This is a genomic window from Sorangium sp. So ce726 (genome assembly GCF_051521405.1).
Taxonomy (GTDB): Bacteria; Myxococcota_A; Polyangia; order Polyangiales; family Polyangiaceae; genus Sorangium.
Genome location: NZ_CP150349.1, coordinates 5,283,016 through 5,297,085, shown reverse-complemented (window position 1 = coordinate 5,297,085; position 14,070 = coordinate 5,283,016). Strand labels below are relative to the sequence as shown.

The window sequence follows — 14,070 nt, the reverse complement described above, 5'->3', positions numbered from 1 at the left end:
GGCTCAGATCTCCGCCAGGCCGATGTCGATCGTCGCGAGCCCGCGCGCGCCCTCGGGCGCGCCCACGCACAGCTCGATCACGCTCTCCGGGTGGATGTCCTCGACGATCACGAGGGGCACGTGGATCGCCGCCTTGGCGCCGATCGGGAAGTAGCGCATCGGGTGGCCGTCGCGCTTGAGGAGCAGGTAGATGAGCTCGGACGTGGAGTTGCCCGCGCGGATGTAAATGAGCTGAGCGCGCTTGTCCCGCGGGACTGTGTACCCGACCGCCGGACGAAGGGGCACCGGCTGCTCCAGGCCCTGCCCCTCGAACGAGTAGACACCCTGTATGAACCTCGGTGTTTCCAATGTGGCCTCCCGGGCGGATCATCGGACGGGCGCGCGTGCCGTACGCCGCGTGCCGCGTGCGGCGCTCTGGCGCCGCATGACGGTCATACAGCGAGGACAGTTTCGAGGGTTCGTTGCCCGGCGGCGCGATCCCGTGTAGGTCGAGTTTCCAAGGTGTTTCGATCGTCACCGTCCTCCTTGCCCCGCCCGGCCGGCGCCGCGGAGCTCGTCGTTGTCGGGGCCGGCTCGGCGGGCGCCGTGATCGCGGCGCGCGTCACGGAGCGCGCGGATCGCGAGGTCCTGCTGCTCGAGGCTGGCCCGGACTACCCGGATCCAGAGCGCCTGCCCTCCGATCTGCGGGACGGCACCCGCAACTCGTGGCTCGCGCACGACTGGGGCTATCGCCACCGGCCGACGCCCGGGCAGATCATGTTCCTCTTCCCGCGCGGCAAGGTGGTCGGCGGCTCGTCGGCCGTGAACACGTGCATCGCGGTCCGCGGCCAGCCGTACGACTACGACGAGTGGGCGGCGCTCGGCCTGCCCGAGTGGGGCTTCGACGCCTGCCTGCCTTATTTCAAGCGCCTCGAGGACGATCTCGACTTCGGCGAGCCCTGGCACGGCAAGGGCGGCCCGGTGCCGATCCGCCGCGCCCGGCGCGAGGAGCTCGTGCCGTGGCAGGCGGCGTTCGTCGACGGGTGCAGGGCGCTCGGCCACCCCGGGTGCGCGGACACCAACGATCCGCGCGCGCCCGGCGGCGTCGGGCCGCATGCGATGAACAAGATCGACGGACAGCGCATGAGCGCGGCGCGCTGCTACCTGACCGCCGAGGTGCGCCGGCGCGAGAACCTGCGGCTCCGGCCGCGCACGACGGTGCGGCGGGTGCTCGTGCGGAACCGCCGGGTCGAGGGGGTCGAGATCGAGACGGACGGGCGCGTCGAGGTCGTCGCGACACGGAAGGTGGTGCTGAGCGCCGGCGCGATCGCGACGCCGGGGATCCTCCTGCGCAGCGGGATCGGGCCGCGGGCCGAGCTCGCGCGCCTCGGGGTCGCGCTCGTGTCCGACGTGCCCGCCGTGGGGGCGCGGCTGCTCGATCATCCGGGCGCCGCCATCGGCCTGTGGCCGCGCCGCCGCGGCCTGATCGACGTCCTGCGCCAGCCGCTCGTCCAGACGATGCTCCGCTACACCTCGCGTGACAGCCAGTACCCGAACGACGTGATGCTCCAGCCGGGCTCGTTCTTCCCGCTGCACCCGCGCCTCACGATACCGGCGTTCGCGATCGCGTGCTGCATCGGCAAGCCGCGCGGCGTCGGCCGCATCGAGCACACGAGCGCCGACCCGCACGCGCGGCCCCGCATCGTCTCGAACCTGCTCGTCGACCGGGACGACCTGTCGCGCGCGGTCGACGCGCTCACGCTCGCGTACGAGATCGCCCGCACCGCGCCGATGCGCGAGCTCGGGTGGTTCGTCTGGCCCATGGAGCGCACGCTGATGCGGCGGGAGGCGCTGGAGCGGTGGATCTACCGGAGCTGCGGCTCGGGCTACCACCCGTGCGGGACGGCCCCGATGGGGCCCGAGGGGGACGTCTCGGCGGCGGTCGACGGGCGCGGGCGGGTCCGCGGCGTCGAGGGCCTGGTCGTCGCGGACGCGAGCATCATGCCGACCATCCCGAGCGTGAACACGAACCTGACAGCGCTGATGATCGGCGAGCGGTTCGGCGAGTGGCTCCGCGACGGCGCGGTGTAGCCACCGTCCGGCGGCGAGAGACCCGCTGACAGCGTTCGGCGCGCGCTCGAGGGTCGATTGGCGCTAAGGTCGGGCTCATGACGTCCACCGTGACCCGCAACACCGGGTCTACCATCAAGTACGCCGTCATCACGGCGGTGCTTGCCGGCCTCTCATTCCTCTGTTTCCGCGCGATGATCGGCCGCTCCGGTCCGCTGTGGCTGCTCTGTCTCGCCGGCGGCCTCGGGTTCGCGGTGTTCGCGCTCGGGTCGCTCCTGGCCGCCAAGGACCTGGCGGGCACCGCGACGTGCCCGCGCTGCCAGGCGACGCTCGAGGAGATCGAGCTCAACCACACCGACGACCCGGCGTTCTGCGACAAATGCCAGGCCGCGTACCTCGTCGAGAAGCGCGTCCTCACCGTGCTCGGCGACGACTACGTCCACCCGCAGCCGGGCTTTCCGGCGCCGGTGACGAGCGAGACGATCAGCTGGCCAGCAGGCTGCTGCGTGTGCGCGAGGCCGGCGACCCGCGGCGTCGAGGCGAAGGCGCACGACGGCCAGACCGGGACCAACGCGGCCGTCGCCGCGGCCGGGCTCGCGCTCGGGAGCATCGCGGTGCGCACCGGCGGCGGCACGACCTACACGCTGCGCATCCCGCACTGCGCCGAGCACGACGACGGCGCGAAGCTCGAGATCGAGAGCAACAACAAGCCGCCGCTGAAGCTCCGCTTTCGCTCGTACGCCTACCAGCGCCGCTTCCTCGAGCTGAACCCGAAGCCGGCGACTGCCGCGTAGATCCGCTTCAGCGCTTCGCTGTCGCGCCGGTCTCTTCCGCGACTCAACCCACTCTACGAGGGCGTCTTCGGCGCTGGAGGAACAAGCCGGCAAGCACCAGAAGGAATGCCGGCGTCGCGACGGAGGACGCGGCCGCCATCTGGCACCCGCCTCCTGATGAGCCACCGCCACCACCGGAGCCGCTGCTGCCCGCGCCAGCGCCGCTACCCGAGCTGCTGCTTGCCGAGCTGCTGCTCGCCGAGCTGCTGCTACCCGAGGTAGCGCCACCACCGGAGCCGCTGCTGCCCGCGCCAGCGCCGCTACCCGAGCTGCTGCTTGCCGAGCTGCTGCTACCCGAGGTAGCGCCGCCACCTGAGCCGCTGCCGCCCGCACCAGTGCCGCCACCCGAGCCGCCGCCGCCCGCACCGGCACCTCCCGCACCAGCGCCGCCCTCGCCGCCCGCACCAGCGCCGCCCTCGTCGCTGGCGGAGCTGTCGAGCAGGCGCACCCGCGCGCGCCCGGCGCTGAACGGTGCCTCCGGAAGGAAACGCGTATAAGCAAGGAGGGTCTTGCTGTCGCCCGCGGACGCGAGCACGGCCGGCCCCTCGACGCCTGGCTCCGTGGAGAGCGGGAAGGTCGAGAGGACAGCGCCTTCCGAGCTCAGCTCGGCGCCAAAGAGCTCCAGGGAGCCGTCATCGCCTGGAACAGAGCGAGACTTCCAGGCCAGGACGAAGCGCTGTCCGTCGAACGCGAGCGCCGGGCAGCCGGGGCCCGCCGCGGACCACTCGCAGTTGGGCCAGGAAGCAGCGCCGATGTCGACAGGCGCAATGGGAAAACCGTCGGGATCCAGGATAGTGCCGTCGGGGCTCACGCGCGCGCCATGGAGCCACGCGCCCTGCTCCCACACCACGAGGAAGCCGCCGCCATCGAAGCCGACGCTCAGCCCTCGCATGGCGCTCTCAGGGCTGGAGCTGCTATCGGGGTTGACGGCAACGATGAACGGCTCGGCGTCGATGGGCGCGGCCCCGCCATCGAGGCGCTGACCCCACAGCGTCGAACCGTCGTGCCACACGACGAGATAGCCCGACCCGCCGGCGATGGCGTCGACCCAAACGCGGTTGAACGAGGGGAAGCTGAGCGGCTCGGGCTGCGGGGTGACCGCGCCCGCCTGATCCACCAGCACCGCTCTCAGGAAGCCGGTGCCAAGCGATTCGTCAGGCGCGACCACGAGCGTGCCCTCGCCATTCGAGGCCGCGGCCATGCCGTAGGGGATCCCCTCGAAGTAGAGGGGGAGATCGAACGGCCTCGCGTCGAGGACGACGCCGCTCGGGCTCACGCGCGCCGCGCGGAGGGCGCTGGCGTCGGGGGACCACCACACCGCGAGGAAGCTCGATCCGTCAAAGACCGCGCGCGCGATGCCGCCCGGCTCATTCGCGATCGGAATGCCGGTGGGGTCGAGCACGGCGCCCGTCGGCGTGACGCGCGCGGCGATGAGCCCGGGGTCGCCGCTCAGCTCGTCCCGATCGTCGCTCCAGAGCACGAGCAAATTCTCGCCGTCGGACGCGGCCGCGCGCACCCGCTGCTCGTCTGCGTGCTTGGAGATCGGGAATCCGGCCGGACCGTCGAGGCTCGCTCCCAGAGCGCTCAGCCGCGCGCCTGCCACGTGCGTGGTCCCCGCGCCGAGGTTCACCCAAGCGGCGAGCACGCCCGCCTCGCTCGAGGCCATCGCGATGTTCAGACCGGTGCTCAACGCCGGTGCCGGAGGCGTGATCACACCCCCCGCAGGGCTCACTCGGGCGGTCTCCGTCGGGAAGTCTGGGTCGTCCGTCGGGAAGGTGTCCCAGGCGAGCACGGTGGCGGCGCCATCGAATGCCGCGGCGAGCCGGTTGGTCGAGACGTACGGCGGCAGCGTCGCGACCGTGAGCCCGCCCGGGTCGAGCACAGCGCCCGCCGGCGTCACCCGCGCAGCCTCGAGCTGCGACAGCGAGCCATCATCCCAGCGATGCCAGGCGACCGCGTAGTTGGTGCCGTCAAAGGCGAGCGCCGCGGAGGGCAGCCAGGAGGTATTGTTGAAAGGGTACGTCGGGCTGATCGCGAACCCCGCGGCGTCGAGCAGCGCGCCCTCGGGGCTGACGCGCGCGCCGCGCACCCGAGCCAGCCCCTCTCCTGGGCATTCGACCCAGGCGAGCAAGGAGCTCGCGCCGCCCGAGGCGAGATGGACGTGGCCCCAGACCGTGGTTGACAGCGCGATCGTCCCCGGCGGGTCGAGCACGACGCCCGCCGTCGAGACCCGCGTCGCCTCGATCACGCCGTCGCACATCCCCGCGCCGCTGCGGCGCACCCACGCGACCAGGTGGCTCGTGCCGTCAAAGGCGATCGCTGGGCCGCCGAAGATCCTCGGCGACGGGGGCGAGAGCGCGAAGCCGCCCGGGTCGAGCACGGCGCCCGCGGCGCTGACGCGCGCGCCGCGCACCTGGGCGCCGCTGCCGTCCTCCGCCGCGCCCACGCCGACGACGAGGAAACCGTCCCCCTGGGCGGCGACAGCGGGGTATCCGGCCGCCAGGAGGGGAATGCCCAAGGGGTCCAGGACGGTGCCGTCGAGCGCGACACGGGCGCCGTAGATCCGAGATCGCCTGTCGCGGTCGTCACGCCAGGCCACGAGGCAGACCTCGTCTCCGCACGCCACGGCGGGCTCGTTCCCCGGGCTCTTGCTCAGGATCGGATCGATCAACCCGCTCTCAGACGAGATGTGCGGGTGCAGCCCTCCGGGAGAGGGTCCGTCGAGGGCGTCTCTCGGCACCTCGAGATCCAGGTCGCCGGTCACGTCGCCAGGCGGCGTGCATCCACCCTGGAACCCAAAGAGGGCCACGAGGGAGATGGCGAGCACATGATGGTATGTTGTGGGAGAACGATTGAGCTGAACAGGGAGCTGGCAATGGAGTCTCGGCATGAAATGAGCGTCGCATCAAGGCGAGCGATTTTCCAGCGACCGCTGCAGGGCGAACGCCTTGCGGGCCAGCGTCACCGTGGTCCCCGGGTCGACCCTGACACGCACGATACCGGTGCTCTCGTCCAGCCACACCTGCGCAATGCTGACGCGAACCGATTCGCTCATGCGTTCGAGACCGCGATCCGTTCCCTCAGGGCTGCCGGCATACCCGACCGTTCTCGGGCACCCAGGAAGGCGCAGGGCCCGGCCAGCCGTGCCAATAGGGAAATGTGTGTATGATCTTCCCTCCGAGTATCCGGGAAGACATTGCCGATAGCAAGCGCGATCAGCAGCGTGGCAGCGCGCGAGCCCTCTCGTCGCTCCCGAGGCAGAGCCTGTCAGGATGTCTGACCCGCGGTATCAGCAGATCATCCCCTGGCCGCGCATCTCGGCGAGATCCTCGTCGCTCGGCCGGCGGTGCCGCCCGAGGAGCAGGTCGCCGAGCCAGAGGAGGTTGTAATTGCAGTGCATGTACCGGTGGTGCAGGTAATGGTGCCGGGAGATGAAGCGCACGTAGCGCGTGCCGAGCAGCCACCGCATGGGCCGCGACGCGCGGGCCATGGCCTCGGCCCGCGGCATGTGCAGGTACGGGTGGAGGACGAGCGAGGACAGCGGGTAGATCACGAGCGGTAACAAGGCGCCGACGACCACCGCCGCCGGGAGGAAGAGCGCGTACAGCGCGAAGAACGGCAGCACGGGAGCGGCGAACGCGAGGATCCCCAGGCCGGCCAGCGAGACGCCGTATTGCTCGCGGATCATCCGCCGGTCGCCCTGGGTCTCGACGATCCAGCGATCCAGCCGCTCCTGCTCCTCGCGGTTCCGGAACTGCCGCACGTGACTCTCACGGTACGTCTTGCCGTGATGCACGACCGTGTGGCTCGTATAGGCGCGCAAGAGAGGGCGGCCCGCGCGGCCGAGCCGCTTCGCCGCGCGGCGGACCGCGAGGCTCGCGTGCAGCGCGTTCCGGTGGAGAAACGACTCTGCCATGGAGACGGTGAGATAACCGATCACAACGCCCGCCACGATCTGGACAGCCCCTGTAGACATGGCCACGGGATTCATGGGTATGCTCCTTCGCGCAGACCTGCAGTCTGCAAGGGACGCTGGCGCGGCCGGCGAGCAGCGCGGCCGGGATGCCTTCGTCGATGCCGGTTCGTGCATGGCAACCGCGGTGCCAGCCCGCTGCGGCGCGACTCCGCCCGTCCGGCGCCGCGGTTCGGCGTCCGGAGCCCTCACGCCGCGCCGCGGGGGCGCTCCTCACATGGAGGCCAGGACCTCCAGCTGGCGGCTGGCCCCTTTACCCCGGCTGGCCGCATGCGCCGCCGGCAGCGCGGCGCGTTGCTCGATCGAGCAAGCGGGTGTCCGCGCCGATGCAGCCTGGGCTCGCTGAGGCCCTGATGACGCGCGGTGCGCTCATGTCGGGGCGGAGGGCAGCCCACGACGCCCGCTGGAGACTGGCATCCTTGCTGCAGTGACGCCTCTCGCCGCCGCACCCACGCCGCCCCGTGCCGGCCGTGGCCGGCTGTCGCTCGGCCCGGCTCCTCGGCGAACACCCGTGGATCAGGAGCTTGAGCCGGACAGCGCGCCTCGCGGCGGAGAGGAAGAGGTAGAGGACCCATGATCGAGCAGAACGCCCTTCATCGCGCATCCTTGATGCAGCGTCCCGAGCCACTGTCCGCGGCGCGGCGGGGTGAGCGCGCGTCTCTCGTGCGCCCCCTGCGCGGCCACGTCGCGACCATCGCGGGCTTCGTCACGAGCAGCCTCACCCCGGAGCTCACGTCCGCGGTTCCCTGGCGGTTCCGCGTCCCTGGCGGGCCGTACGGCGCGGCGACGCTGACCGGCCTGCACTTCCCGTCCCCGGGCAGCCGCGATCTGGTCGTCCTGCTGCACGGCATGGGCGGGGATGTGCGCTCGGCCTACCTGCGCGCAGCGACGGCTGCCCTGCGCGCGCAGGGGCTGTCGGTGCTCCGCCTCGGCCAGCGCGGCTCGTCGTGCGACCCGGAGGACCTCCACCACGCGGGGCTCTGGGAGGACCTCGCGGCCGTGCTGAGCGGCGACCCCATTGTTGCGCGCCACGAGCGGATCTTCGTCGTCGGCTTCTCGATGGGCGGACACGTCGCGCTCCACCTCGCCGCGGCGGGGCACCCGCGGCTCGCGGCCGTGGCCTCGATCTGCTCGCCCCTCTACCTCGATCGCGCGGTGAGCCACATGGATCGCCCCGAGAGCGTCGTGTACCGGCGCCACGTCCTCGGGGGGCTGAAGCGGATGTACCGGGAGATCGCGCGGCGGCGGCAGATGCCCGTCCCGCCGTCGGCCGTGGATCGGGCGGCGACGCTGCGCGAGTGGGACCGCCTGACGGTGGTCCGCCGCTTCGGTTTCCGCGATCCCACGGCCTATTACGAGGCCCAGGGCGCCGGGAGGCTCCTTGGCTCGCTGGTCACCCCGGCGCTGCTCCTGTACTCGCGCCAGGATCCGATGGTGCCCCCGGCGACCCTCGCCGGCCTGGCAGCGCACGGGGGGCTCTCGTCGCCCGCCCGCGTCGTCTGGATGGACGGCGGCGGCCATATCGCGCTTCCCCGCAGGCTCGATCTCGGGCTCGACCCGGCCGTGCCTCGGACCCCGTACGAGCAGATCGCAGCCTGGCTGCGGCGCCACCAGGCCCCCGGGGGTGCGTCATGAGCGCTCGAATCATCACCATGGCCATGACACGCCTCGCTTCGCTCGAGACGCAGAGGACGGAGAGGACGGAGCTCATGATGAAGACCGATGATGCGTTTCCCCGTACCGCGCCCGCAGCGACCGACAAGGCCCCTGGCACCACCGCGCTCTCGGCCGAGGAGGCCCGGCGGCTGATGGCGGGGATCAAGGCGATCCGCGCCGGCGCCTCGGCCCGGACGGGCGCTGAGGATCTCCGCCATATCAAGCGCCTGTCCCTGCTGGGCCGCGCCTTCTCCGCCCTCGGGTACGCGACGTCGGCGCTCGGGCCCAACCCGATCTCGATGATCCTCATCGCCCTTGGCCGGTTCGCCAGGTGGGTCGTGGTCGCGCACCCGGTCCTCCACAAGGCGTACGATGGCGTTGCCGGCGGCGACCCGGCCTGGAACAGCCGCACGTTCGCGCGGGGCCGGCGCAGCCTGCGGGACTGGTTCGACTGGCTGGACGCTGACGCGTGGCAGGCGCAGCACAACGTCTCTCATCACTGCTACACCGGCGACGAGCGGGACCCCGACCGCGTCGCCGTCAACATGGCGTGGCTGAAGAGCAAGCCGAAGTTCGTCCGCGCGCTCGCGCTGCTCTTGACCGCGTGCACGTGGAAGTGGCTCTACTATGGCCCGGCCACCCGGAGCGCCCTCCGCAAGCGGCGCGAGCGGGCGGCCGAGGCCTCGACGGAGGGGCGCGAGCGCGCGGCCTGGTCGCCCAGGGTCCTGCTCGATCGCGAGATGCTGCTCCGCTCGTACCTGCCGTATGCGCTCGTGCACTTCGTCCTCCTGCCGCTCGGGTTCCTGCCGTTCGGCCGCGGGGCAGCGCTCGGCGTGCTCGTGAACAGCGTGGTGGCGGAGCTCCTGTCGAACCTGCACAGCTTCGCGGTGATCGCGCCGACCCACACCGGCCTGGATATCCCCATCTTCGAGGGCGCCGCGAGGAGCCGCGAGGAGTACTACGTCCGGCAGATCGTCGGCTCGGTGAACTACGAGAGCCCCAGCAGCGCCGCGGACTTTCTGCACGGCTACATGGGGTATCAGATCGAGCATCACCTCTGGCCGGACCTGCCGCTCCGGCAATACCCCGAGGTCGCGAGGGAGGTCGAGGCGCTGTGCAGGGAGGTCGGGCTGCCGTACCGCAGGGACTCCGTCTGGAGGCGGATCACCGAGATGGTCCGCGCGGTGATCAGCGACGAGGAGGTGCAGGCCGCGCGCGTCGCGATCGCCGACGCCGGCGCGCGCCGCGCCGGACGGAAGGACGGTGGTGGCCTTGAGCTCGCTTCCTTGCACGGATAGGCTCCGAGGCCCATCGATCGCGGGCTCGCGCGGACGTCACGGATGTCAGATTCAGGAACAGGGAGAGAGGGAATCATGACGACGAATCAGGAACGAAAGCTGGTGGTGACGTGGCAAGATCCTGCGCCGGCCGTGGAGAAGGTGAGATCGATGTCCGGCCTCGCCTACCTCACGGCCATGATGAACGGCGAGCTGCCGATGGCGCCCATCGCGAGCCTCCTCGGGCTGCGGGTCGCGGCGGTGGAGGCCGGCCGGGTCGTCATCACCGGATCTCCCGGCGAGCAACACCAGAATCCGATCGCGATGGTCCACGGCGGCTACCTGAGCACGATGCTCGACTCCGCGATGGGCTGCGCCGTGCACGCGTCCCTGGAGGCGGGGGTCGGCTACTCGACCGTCTCGCTCCAGGTCAGCTTCGTGCGGGCACCGCGCGCCGGCGGGCCCGAGCTCGTCGCCGAGGGCCGGGTCGTCCACCTCGGGAAGCGCCACGCCACCGCCGACGGGACGCTGCGCGACGCCGACGGCACCCTCTACGCCCACGCCACGACGACGTGCCTGATCCTGCGGTGAGCGCCGCGCGCGCCGGCTCGCCCGTGAGCCGGCGCGGCTACCGGAGGATCTCCTCGAGCAGCGCGTTCGGCACGCCGCGGAGATCGTCGCCGAACGACCCGACGCCGAGCTCGTAATACTGGTTCAGGATCGTGAACCAGAGATCGCGGAGCTGGCGATCGTTCCCCACAGCGTTGTAGGCGACGTGCGCGTCGTTCAGGAACACGCCGTCGCCGCCCAGGAGCACGATGGGCAGGTCGTAGGCGTCGTGATCGTGGGTCCGCATCTCGCTCATGTACACCATGACCGAGTGATCGAGCACCGTGCCGTCGCCCTCCGGGATCGCGTCGAGCCGCTGCGCGAGCTGCGCGGCCTTCTGGCCGAGCCAGCAGTTGATCGCAGCGAAATCAAGGTTGCTCTCCTCGACGATCCTGTAGCGGCCGTCCTCCGTCACGCGGTCCAGGGCGCCGGGGGCGTGCTGGGAAGCGTGGAAGTGCAGGCTGCTCGCCGGGTTGTGCTCGAGGCCTACCATGGCGCGGACGTCCTCGGGGATGCACCGGTATTCGAACTCGGAGCGCGCGTCGTCGAGCATGTGGGTGACCACGCGCGTGACGTCGCACTGGATGGCCATGACGATGAGATCGATCATGACGTTCGCGTGATCGTCGTGCCTGTACTCGCCGGCTTCCGTGCTGTCGTTCTCGTTGAGCCCCTCCCCCGGCCCGGGCGGCTCAGGCACCATCCCGGGCTCGCCGATCGGCGCGCAGCCCAGGTTCGCCGGGATCGCCGCGTTGACGCGCGCCACGTTCTTCTCGATCTCCCGGAGCGAGTCCAGGTATTGCTGGACGATCTTGCGATCGTCCGAGCCGGCGCGGCGCATGAGCGCGTTGGCGTCCGCGAGCACGGCGTCGATCACGCTCTTCTCGGCCGCCGCGCGGCGCTCCGCCTCGATCCTCGCCTGCTCGACGGTCAGCCCGGGCACGGGCGCCGCGCTCGCCGCGCCCGCGCTGACGAGCGCGTCGAACACCGCCTTCGGGTTGACCGAGCGCTTCAGCGGCTCGCGCGGGCCCTTCCAGGAGATCGCCTGGTTGTACGCGTAGCTGCGCTCGTCGAAGAAGCCGGGCTTGACCCCGAGCCCCGTCTGCAGCGACGGGATGCGGGTCGCCTGCTCCGGGCCGGCCTTCTGGACGATGAGCTGGTCGACCGAGACGCCGTTGCCCACCCACGCGCCGAGGTCCTGCCCTGCGGCCCTCCCGAGCTGATCGGCGTCGACGCAGGTCGACAGCGCGGCGGTGCACCGCGAGTGGGACGGCTCGATGTACGGAATCTGCTCGTTGCTCCACGTGTAGTTGCCGAGCCGGCTTATCATGAGCATCTTCGATTTCACCGGCGCGAAGTGCTCGAGCACCCTCGGGAGCTTGAAGTCGGCTCCTCTCAGGGTCTTGCCAAACGCGGGGGCCGTCTCCCACCAGTGGTGGGGCGCCCCGTTCGGGAAGGTGCAGAGCAGGAATCGCTTCGGCGCGCCCGGCTCCCCCGCGCGCGCCCCGCGGGGCGAGACGCTCTCGAGCCACGGCAGCGCCAGGCAGACGCCCGCGCCCCGCAGCAGGGCCCTGCGCGACAGTCGCCGCTTCATGTGCCCACCGCTCCTTCCTGCCCGGGCTCGCGCAGCGCCGACGCCGATGACCCGAGCCCCATCACGGCGCGCCTCCCTGCCCGCTCCCTTGCCGCAGGCGGAACGCCTCGCTCGTCACGATCCGCTTCACCAGCTCTCCCATCGTCCCGCCGGACCAGGCCGCGGCGATCGCCTCGATCTCGGGCCTGTCCCGCGATGTCGGGCTCCGGCGCAAGGCGTAGGCGAACAGCTGCTCCGTGGGGCATGTCCCCGACGCGGCGGCCTCCTTCAGCGCGGGCACGAGGCCGGAGATGTCATCGAACGCAGTGCCCTCGTAAACGCCCGTCGCGTCGATCGCGTCGCCGTTCGGGTACTCGGTCCGGTAGGCGCCGATCGGGTCGAAATGCTCAAGGCTCAGGCCGATGGGATCGAGCACGTCGTGGCAGCCCGCGCAGTCGGGCGACTCGCGGTGCTTCTCGAGCTTCTTGCGCACGTTGTCGATGGGGATCGCGTCCCCGCCCGCGGCGTCGAGCTCCGGGATATCCACGCCGGCGGGAGGGGCCAGGGGGGTGCAGAAGAGCTGCGCCAGGATCGTCTTTGCGCGGGACGTGGGAGAGGTCCTGTCGGCGTGGGACGACAGCGTGAGGAACGCCGGGAGCGTGAGGAAGCCGCCGCGCGCGCCGTCTGGATCGTTCTCGTAGATCGGCGCGAGCTGCGGGCTCTCCGGGTGGGGCGCCGTCAGGAACTCGGACCACGGCCGCTCGCCGGTCGTGAAAGCGGCGAAGTACGCGTTGGCCTGGTCGAGCATCGCGCCCCTGAGCTCGTGGCTCCATGGGGGGAACAGGGCCACGTCGGCCTCGTGGCTGGGGAGCGTGCGGGTCCCGAGCCATTGTCCGAAGAAGTTCCGGAAGAACGCGGTGCTCTTCGGGTCGGCCAGCATGCGATCGACCTGCGGGCGGAGATCGCCCTCGGTGGCCAGCTCATCGCGCGCCGCCGCGTCGAAGAGCGCGTCGTCCGGGAGCGAGCTCCAGAGCAGGTACGAGAGGCGCGACGCGATCTCGTAGCCGTTCAGGGCGCCCGGCGACCCCGCCGCGTCGGGGCCGAGCTCGATCCTGAGGAGGAAATTCGGTGACGTCAGCAGCGCGCGGACGACGTGCTGCACCGCCTCGACCGGGGACATCTGGAGCGCGGTCATCGCGTGGGTGTACTGCGCCGCGTAGCGCTCGACCTCCGCCGCTTCGAGCGGGCGCCGGAACGCCCGCAGCCCGAAGCGCGCGATGATGTCGCGCGCGCACCCGTCGCCCGCGCCCGCCGCGGGATCACACACGAGGATCGCCGCGCGCTGCGCCTCGTTCGAGAAGGCGTCCGCCGCGAGCTGCCTGGCGGCGTCGTAATACCCCTGGACCAGGGCCTGCGAGAGGCTCGAGAGCGCGCCGACGTTGGCGTCGAAGCCCTTCGCGCCGGCGGCCGGGAAGCTGTCCGCCGGTCGCAAGCTCGTCCCGAGGAGGTGGGCGACGGTGCTGTTGTACTCCGCCGCCGTCATGTGGTGCAAAGGCATGCCGCCCGAGACGGCGGCGCCCGGCGTCTGCGCCGGCGCGTCGTCGCACCCGAGGAGGCCAGCGCACGGGGCGCTCAGCAGACACCCCAGAGCGGCGCGCCGGAGGCGCGCGGAGGCTCGATCGGGTCGAACAGGTCGGAACGTCATCGTCGGCTTCCCACGTGTGGATTGCGGCCTGACAAATCCCTCATTTGTTGGCATTTTCAGCAGAAATTGAACAGGGAGGCGGGGAGACGGGGAGATTTTGGGGATTGTACTCCCCGTCTCCCCGCCTCCCTGTGAATTTCTCGAAAAATTCGAGAGCGCCGCGGATCCCCGGGCCTGGCCGTGTCAGACGCTCCTCGTCTGCGACGTCTTCCCGGGACGCGAGACTCGGCACCTCTTCTCCAGAAAGCGGAATCACAGAGGCGCCGAGGACTCCGAGGGGATCGCAGAGCATCGCTGTGCGCTCCTTGCCCTCTGTGCTCACTGCACCTCCCTGGCCGGATCCCGGGCACTCGAGCGACGGGGGCGAAAGGCATGTCCCAGAGGAGGCCCGTGGC

At 71.2% G+C, this 14,070-nt stretch carries 11 protein-coding genes; 5 read left to right on the top strand and 6 right to left on the bottom strand.

The genetic code is table 11. From position 1 onward, the window contains the following. Positions 1 to 3: 3 nt before the first annotated feature. Positions 4 to 348: a molybdopterin oxidoreductase gene (locus WME79_RS19690; protein ID WP_437538118.1), complete on the bottom strand. Its 345-nt coding sequence runs from the start codon at positions 346 to 348 to the stop codon at positions 4 to 6. Positions 349 to 501: 153 nt separating this feature from the next. On the opposite strand from WME79_RS19690, the gene WME79_RS19685 reads away from it, so the two are divergent. Both WME79_RS19685 and WME79_RS19680 read left to right on the top strand, forming a co-directional pair. Further along, complete coding sequence (locus tag WME79_RS19685; RefSeq protein WP_437538116.1) at positions 502 to 2,070, top strand: GMC family oxidoreductase; 1,569 nt, start codon at positions 502 to 504, stop codon at positions 2,068 to 2,070. Positions 2,071 to 2,147: 77 nt separating this feature from the next. Next, on the top strand, positions 2,148 to 2,843 hold the full coding sequence (locus WME79_RS19680) for a hypothetical protein (protein ID WP_437538114.1): 696 nt from the start codon (positions 2,148 to 2,150) through the stop codon (positions 2,841 to 2,843). 43 nt (positions 2,844 to 2,886) lie between these two features. On the opposite strand, the gene WME79_RS19675 is transcribed toward WME79_RS19680, so the two are convergent. From WME79_RS19675 to WME79_RS19665, 3 genes are all read right to left on the bottom strand, one after another. Beyond that, on the bottom strand, positions 2,887 to 5,709 hold the full coding sequence (locus tag WME79_RS19675; protein WP_437538112.1) for a hypothetical protein: 2,823 nt from the start codon (positions 5,707 to 5,709) through the stop codon (positions 2,887 to 2,889). 78 nt (positions 5,710 to 5,787) lie between these two features. Next, positions 5,788 to 5,937, bottom strand: coding sequence for a hypothetical protein (locus WME79_RS19670; RefSeq protein ID WP_437538110.1), 150 nt, complete (start codon positions 5,935 to 5,937; stop codon positions 5,788 to 5,790). 234 nt (positions 5,938 to 6,171) lie between these two features. Then, the gene (locus WME79_RS19665; protein ID WP_012236106.1) at positions 6,172 to 6,873 is read right to left on the bottom strand and encodes a hypothetical protein; all 702 of its coding nucleotides are present in this window, start codon (positions 6,871 to 6,873) and stop codon (positions 6,172 to 6,174) included. Positions 6,874 to 7,518: 645 nt separating this feature from the next. Here WME79_RS19665 and WME79_RS19660 point away from each other — a divergent pair. From WME79_RS19660 to WME79_RS19650, 3 genes are all read left to right on the top strand, one after another. After that, positions 7,519 to 8,490: an alpha/beta fold hydrolase gene (locus tag WME79_RS19660; protein WP_437538108.1), complete on the top strand. Its 972-nt coding sequence runs from the start codon at positions 7,519 to 7,521 to the stop codon at positions 8,488 to 8,490. After that, positions 8,487 to 9,809 carry a fatty acid desaturase family protein gene (locus tag WME79_RS19655; protein ID WP_437538106.1) on the top strand — a complete coding sequence of 441 codons (1,323 nt, stop codon included), beginning with the start codon at positions 8,487 to 8,489 and terminating at the stop codon, positions 9,807 to 9,809. Before WME79_RS19660 ends, WME79_RS19655 begins: the two co-directional genes overlap by 4 nt. Positions 9,810 to 9,884: 75 nt before the next feature. After that, positions 9,885 to 10,379, top strand: a complete 495-nt coding sequence (locus WME79_RS19650; protein WP_437538104.1) for a PaaI family thioesterase — start codon at positions 9,885 to 9,887, stop codon at positions 10,377 to 10,379. Between the two features lie 37 nt (positions 10,380 to 10,416). Here the strand turns inward: WME79_RS19650 and WME79_RS19645 are convergent, their stop codons facing one another. Both WME79_RS19645 and WME79_RS19640 read right to left on the bottom strand, forming a co-directional pair. Further along, positions 10,417 to 11,991 (bottom strand): DUF1552 domain-containing protein, encoded by a 1,575-nt coding sequence (locus tag WME79_RS19645; protein WP_437538102.1) that lies wholly within the window; start codon positions 11,989 to 11,991, stop codon positions 10,417 to 10,419. A 61-nt stretch (positions 11,992 to 12,052) separates the two neighbouring features. Further along, complete coding sequence (locus WME79_RS19640; protein WP_437538100.1) at positions 12,053 to 13,675, bottom strand: DUF1592 domain-containing protein; 1,623 nt, start codon at positions 13,673 to 13,675, stop codon at positions 12,053 to 12,055. Positions 13,676 to 14,070 lie beyond the last annotated feature (395 nt).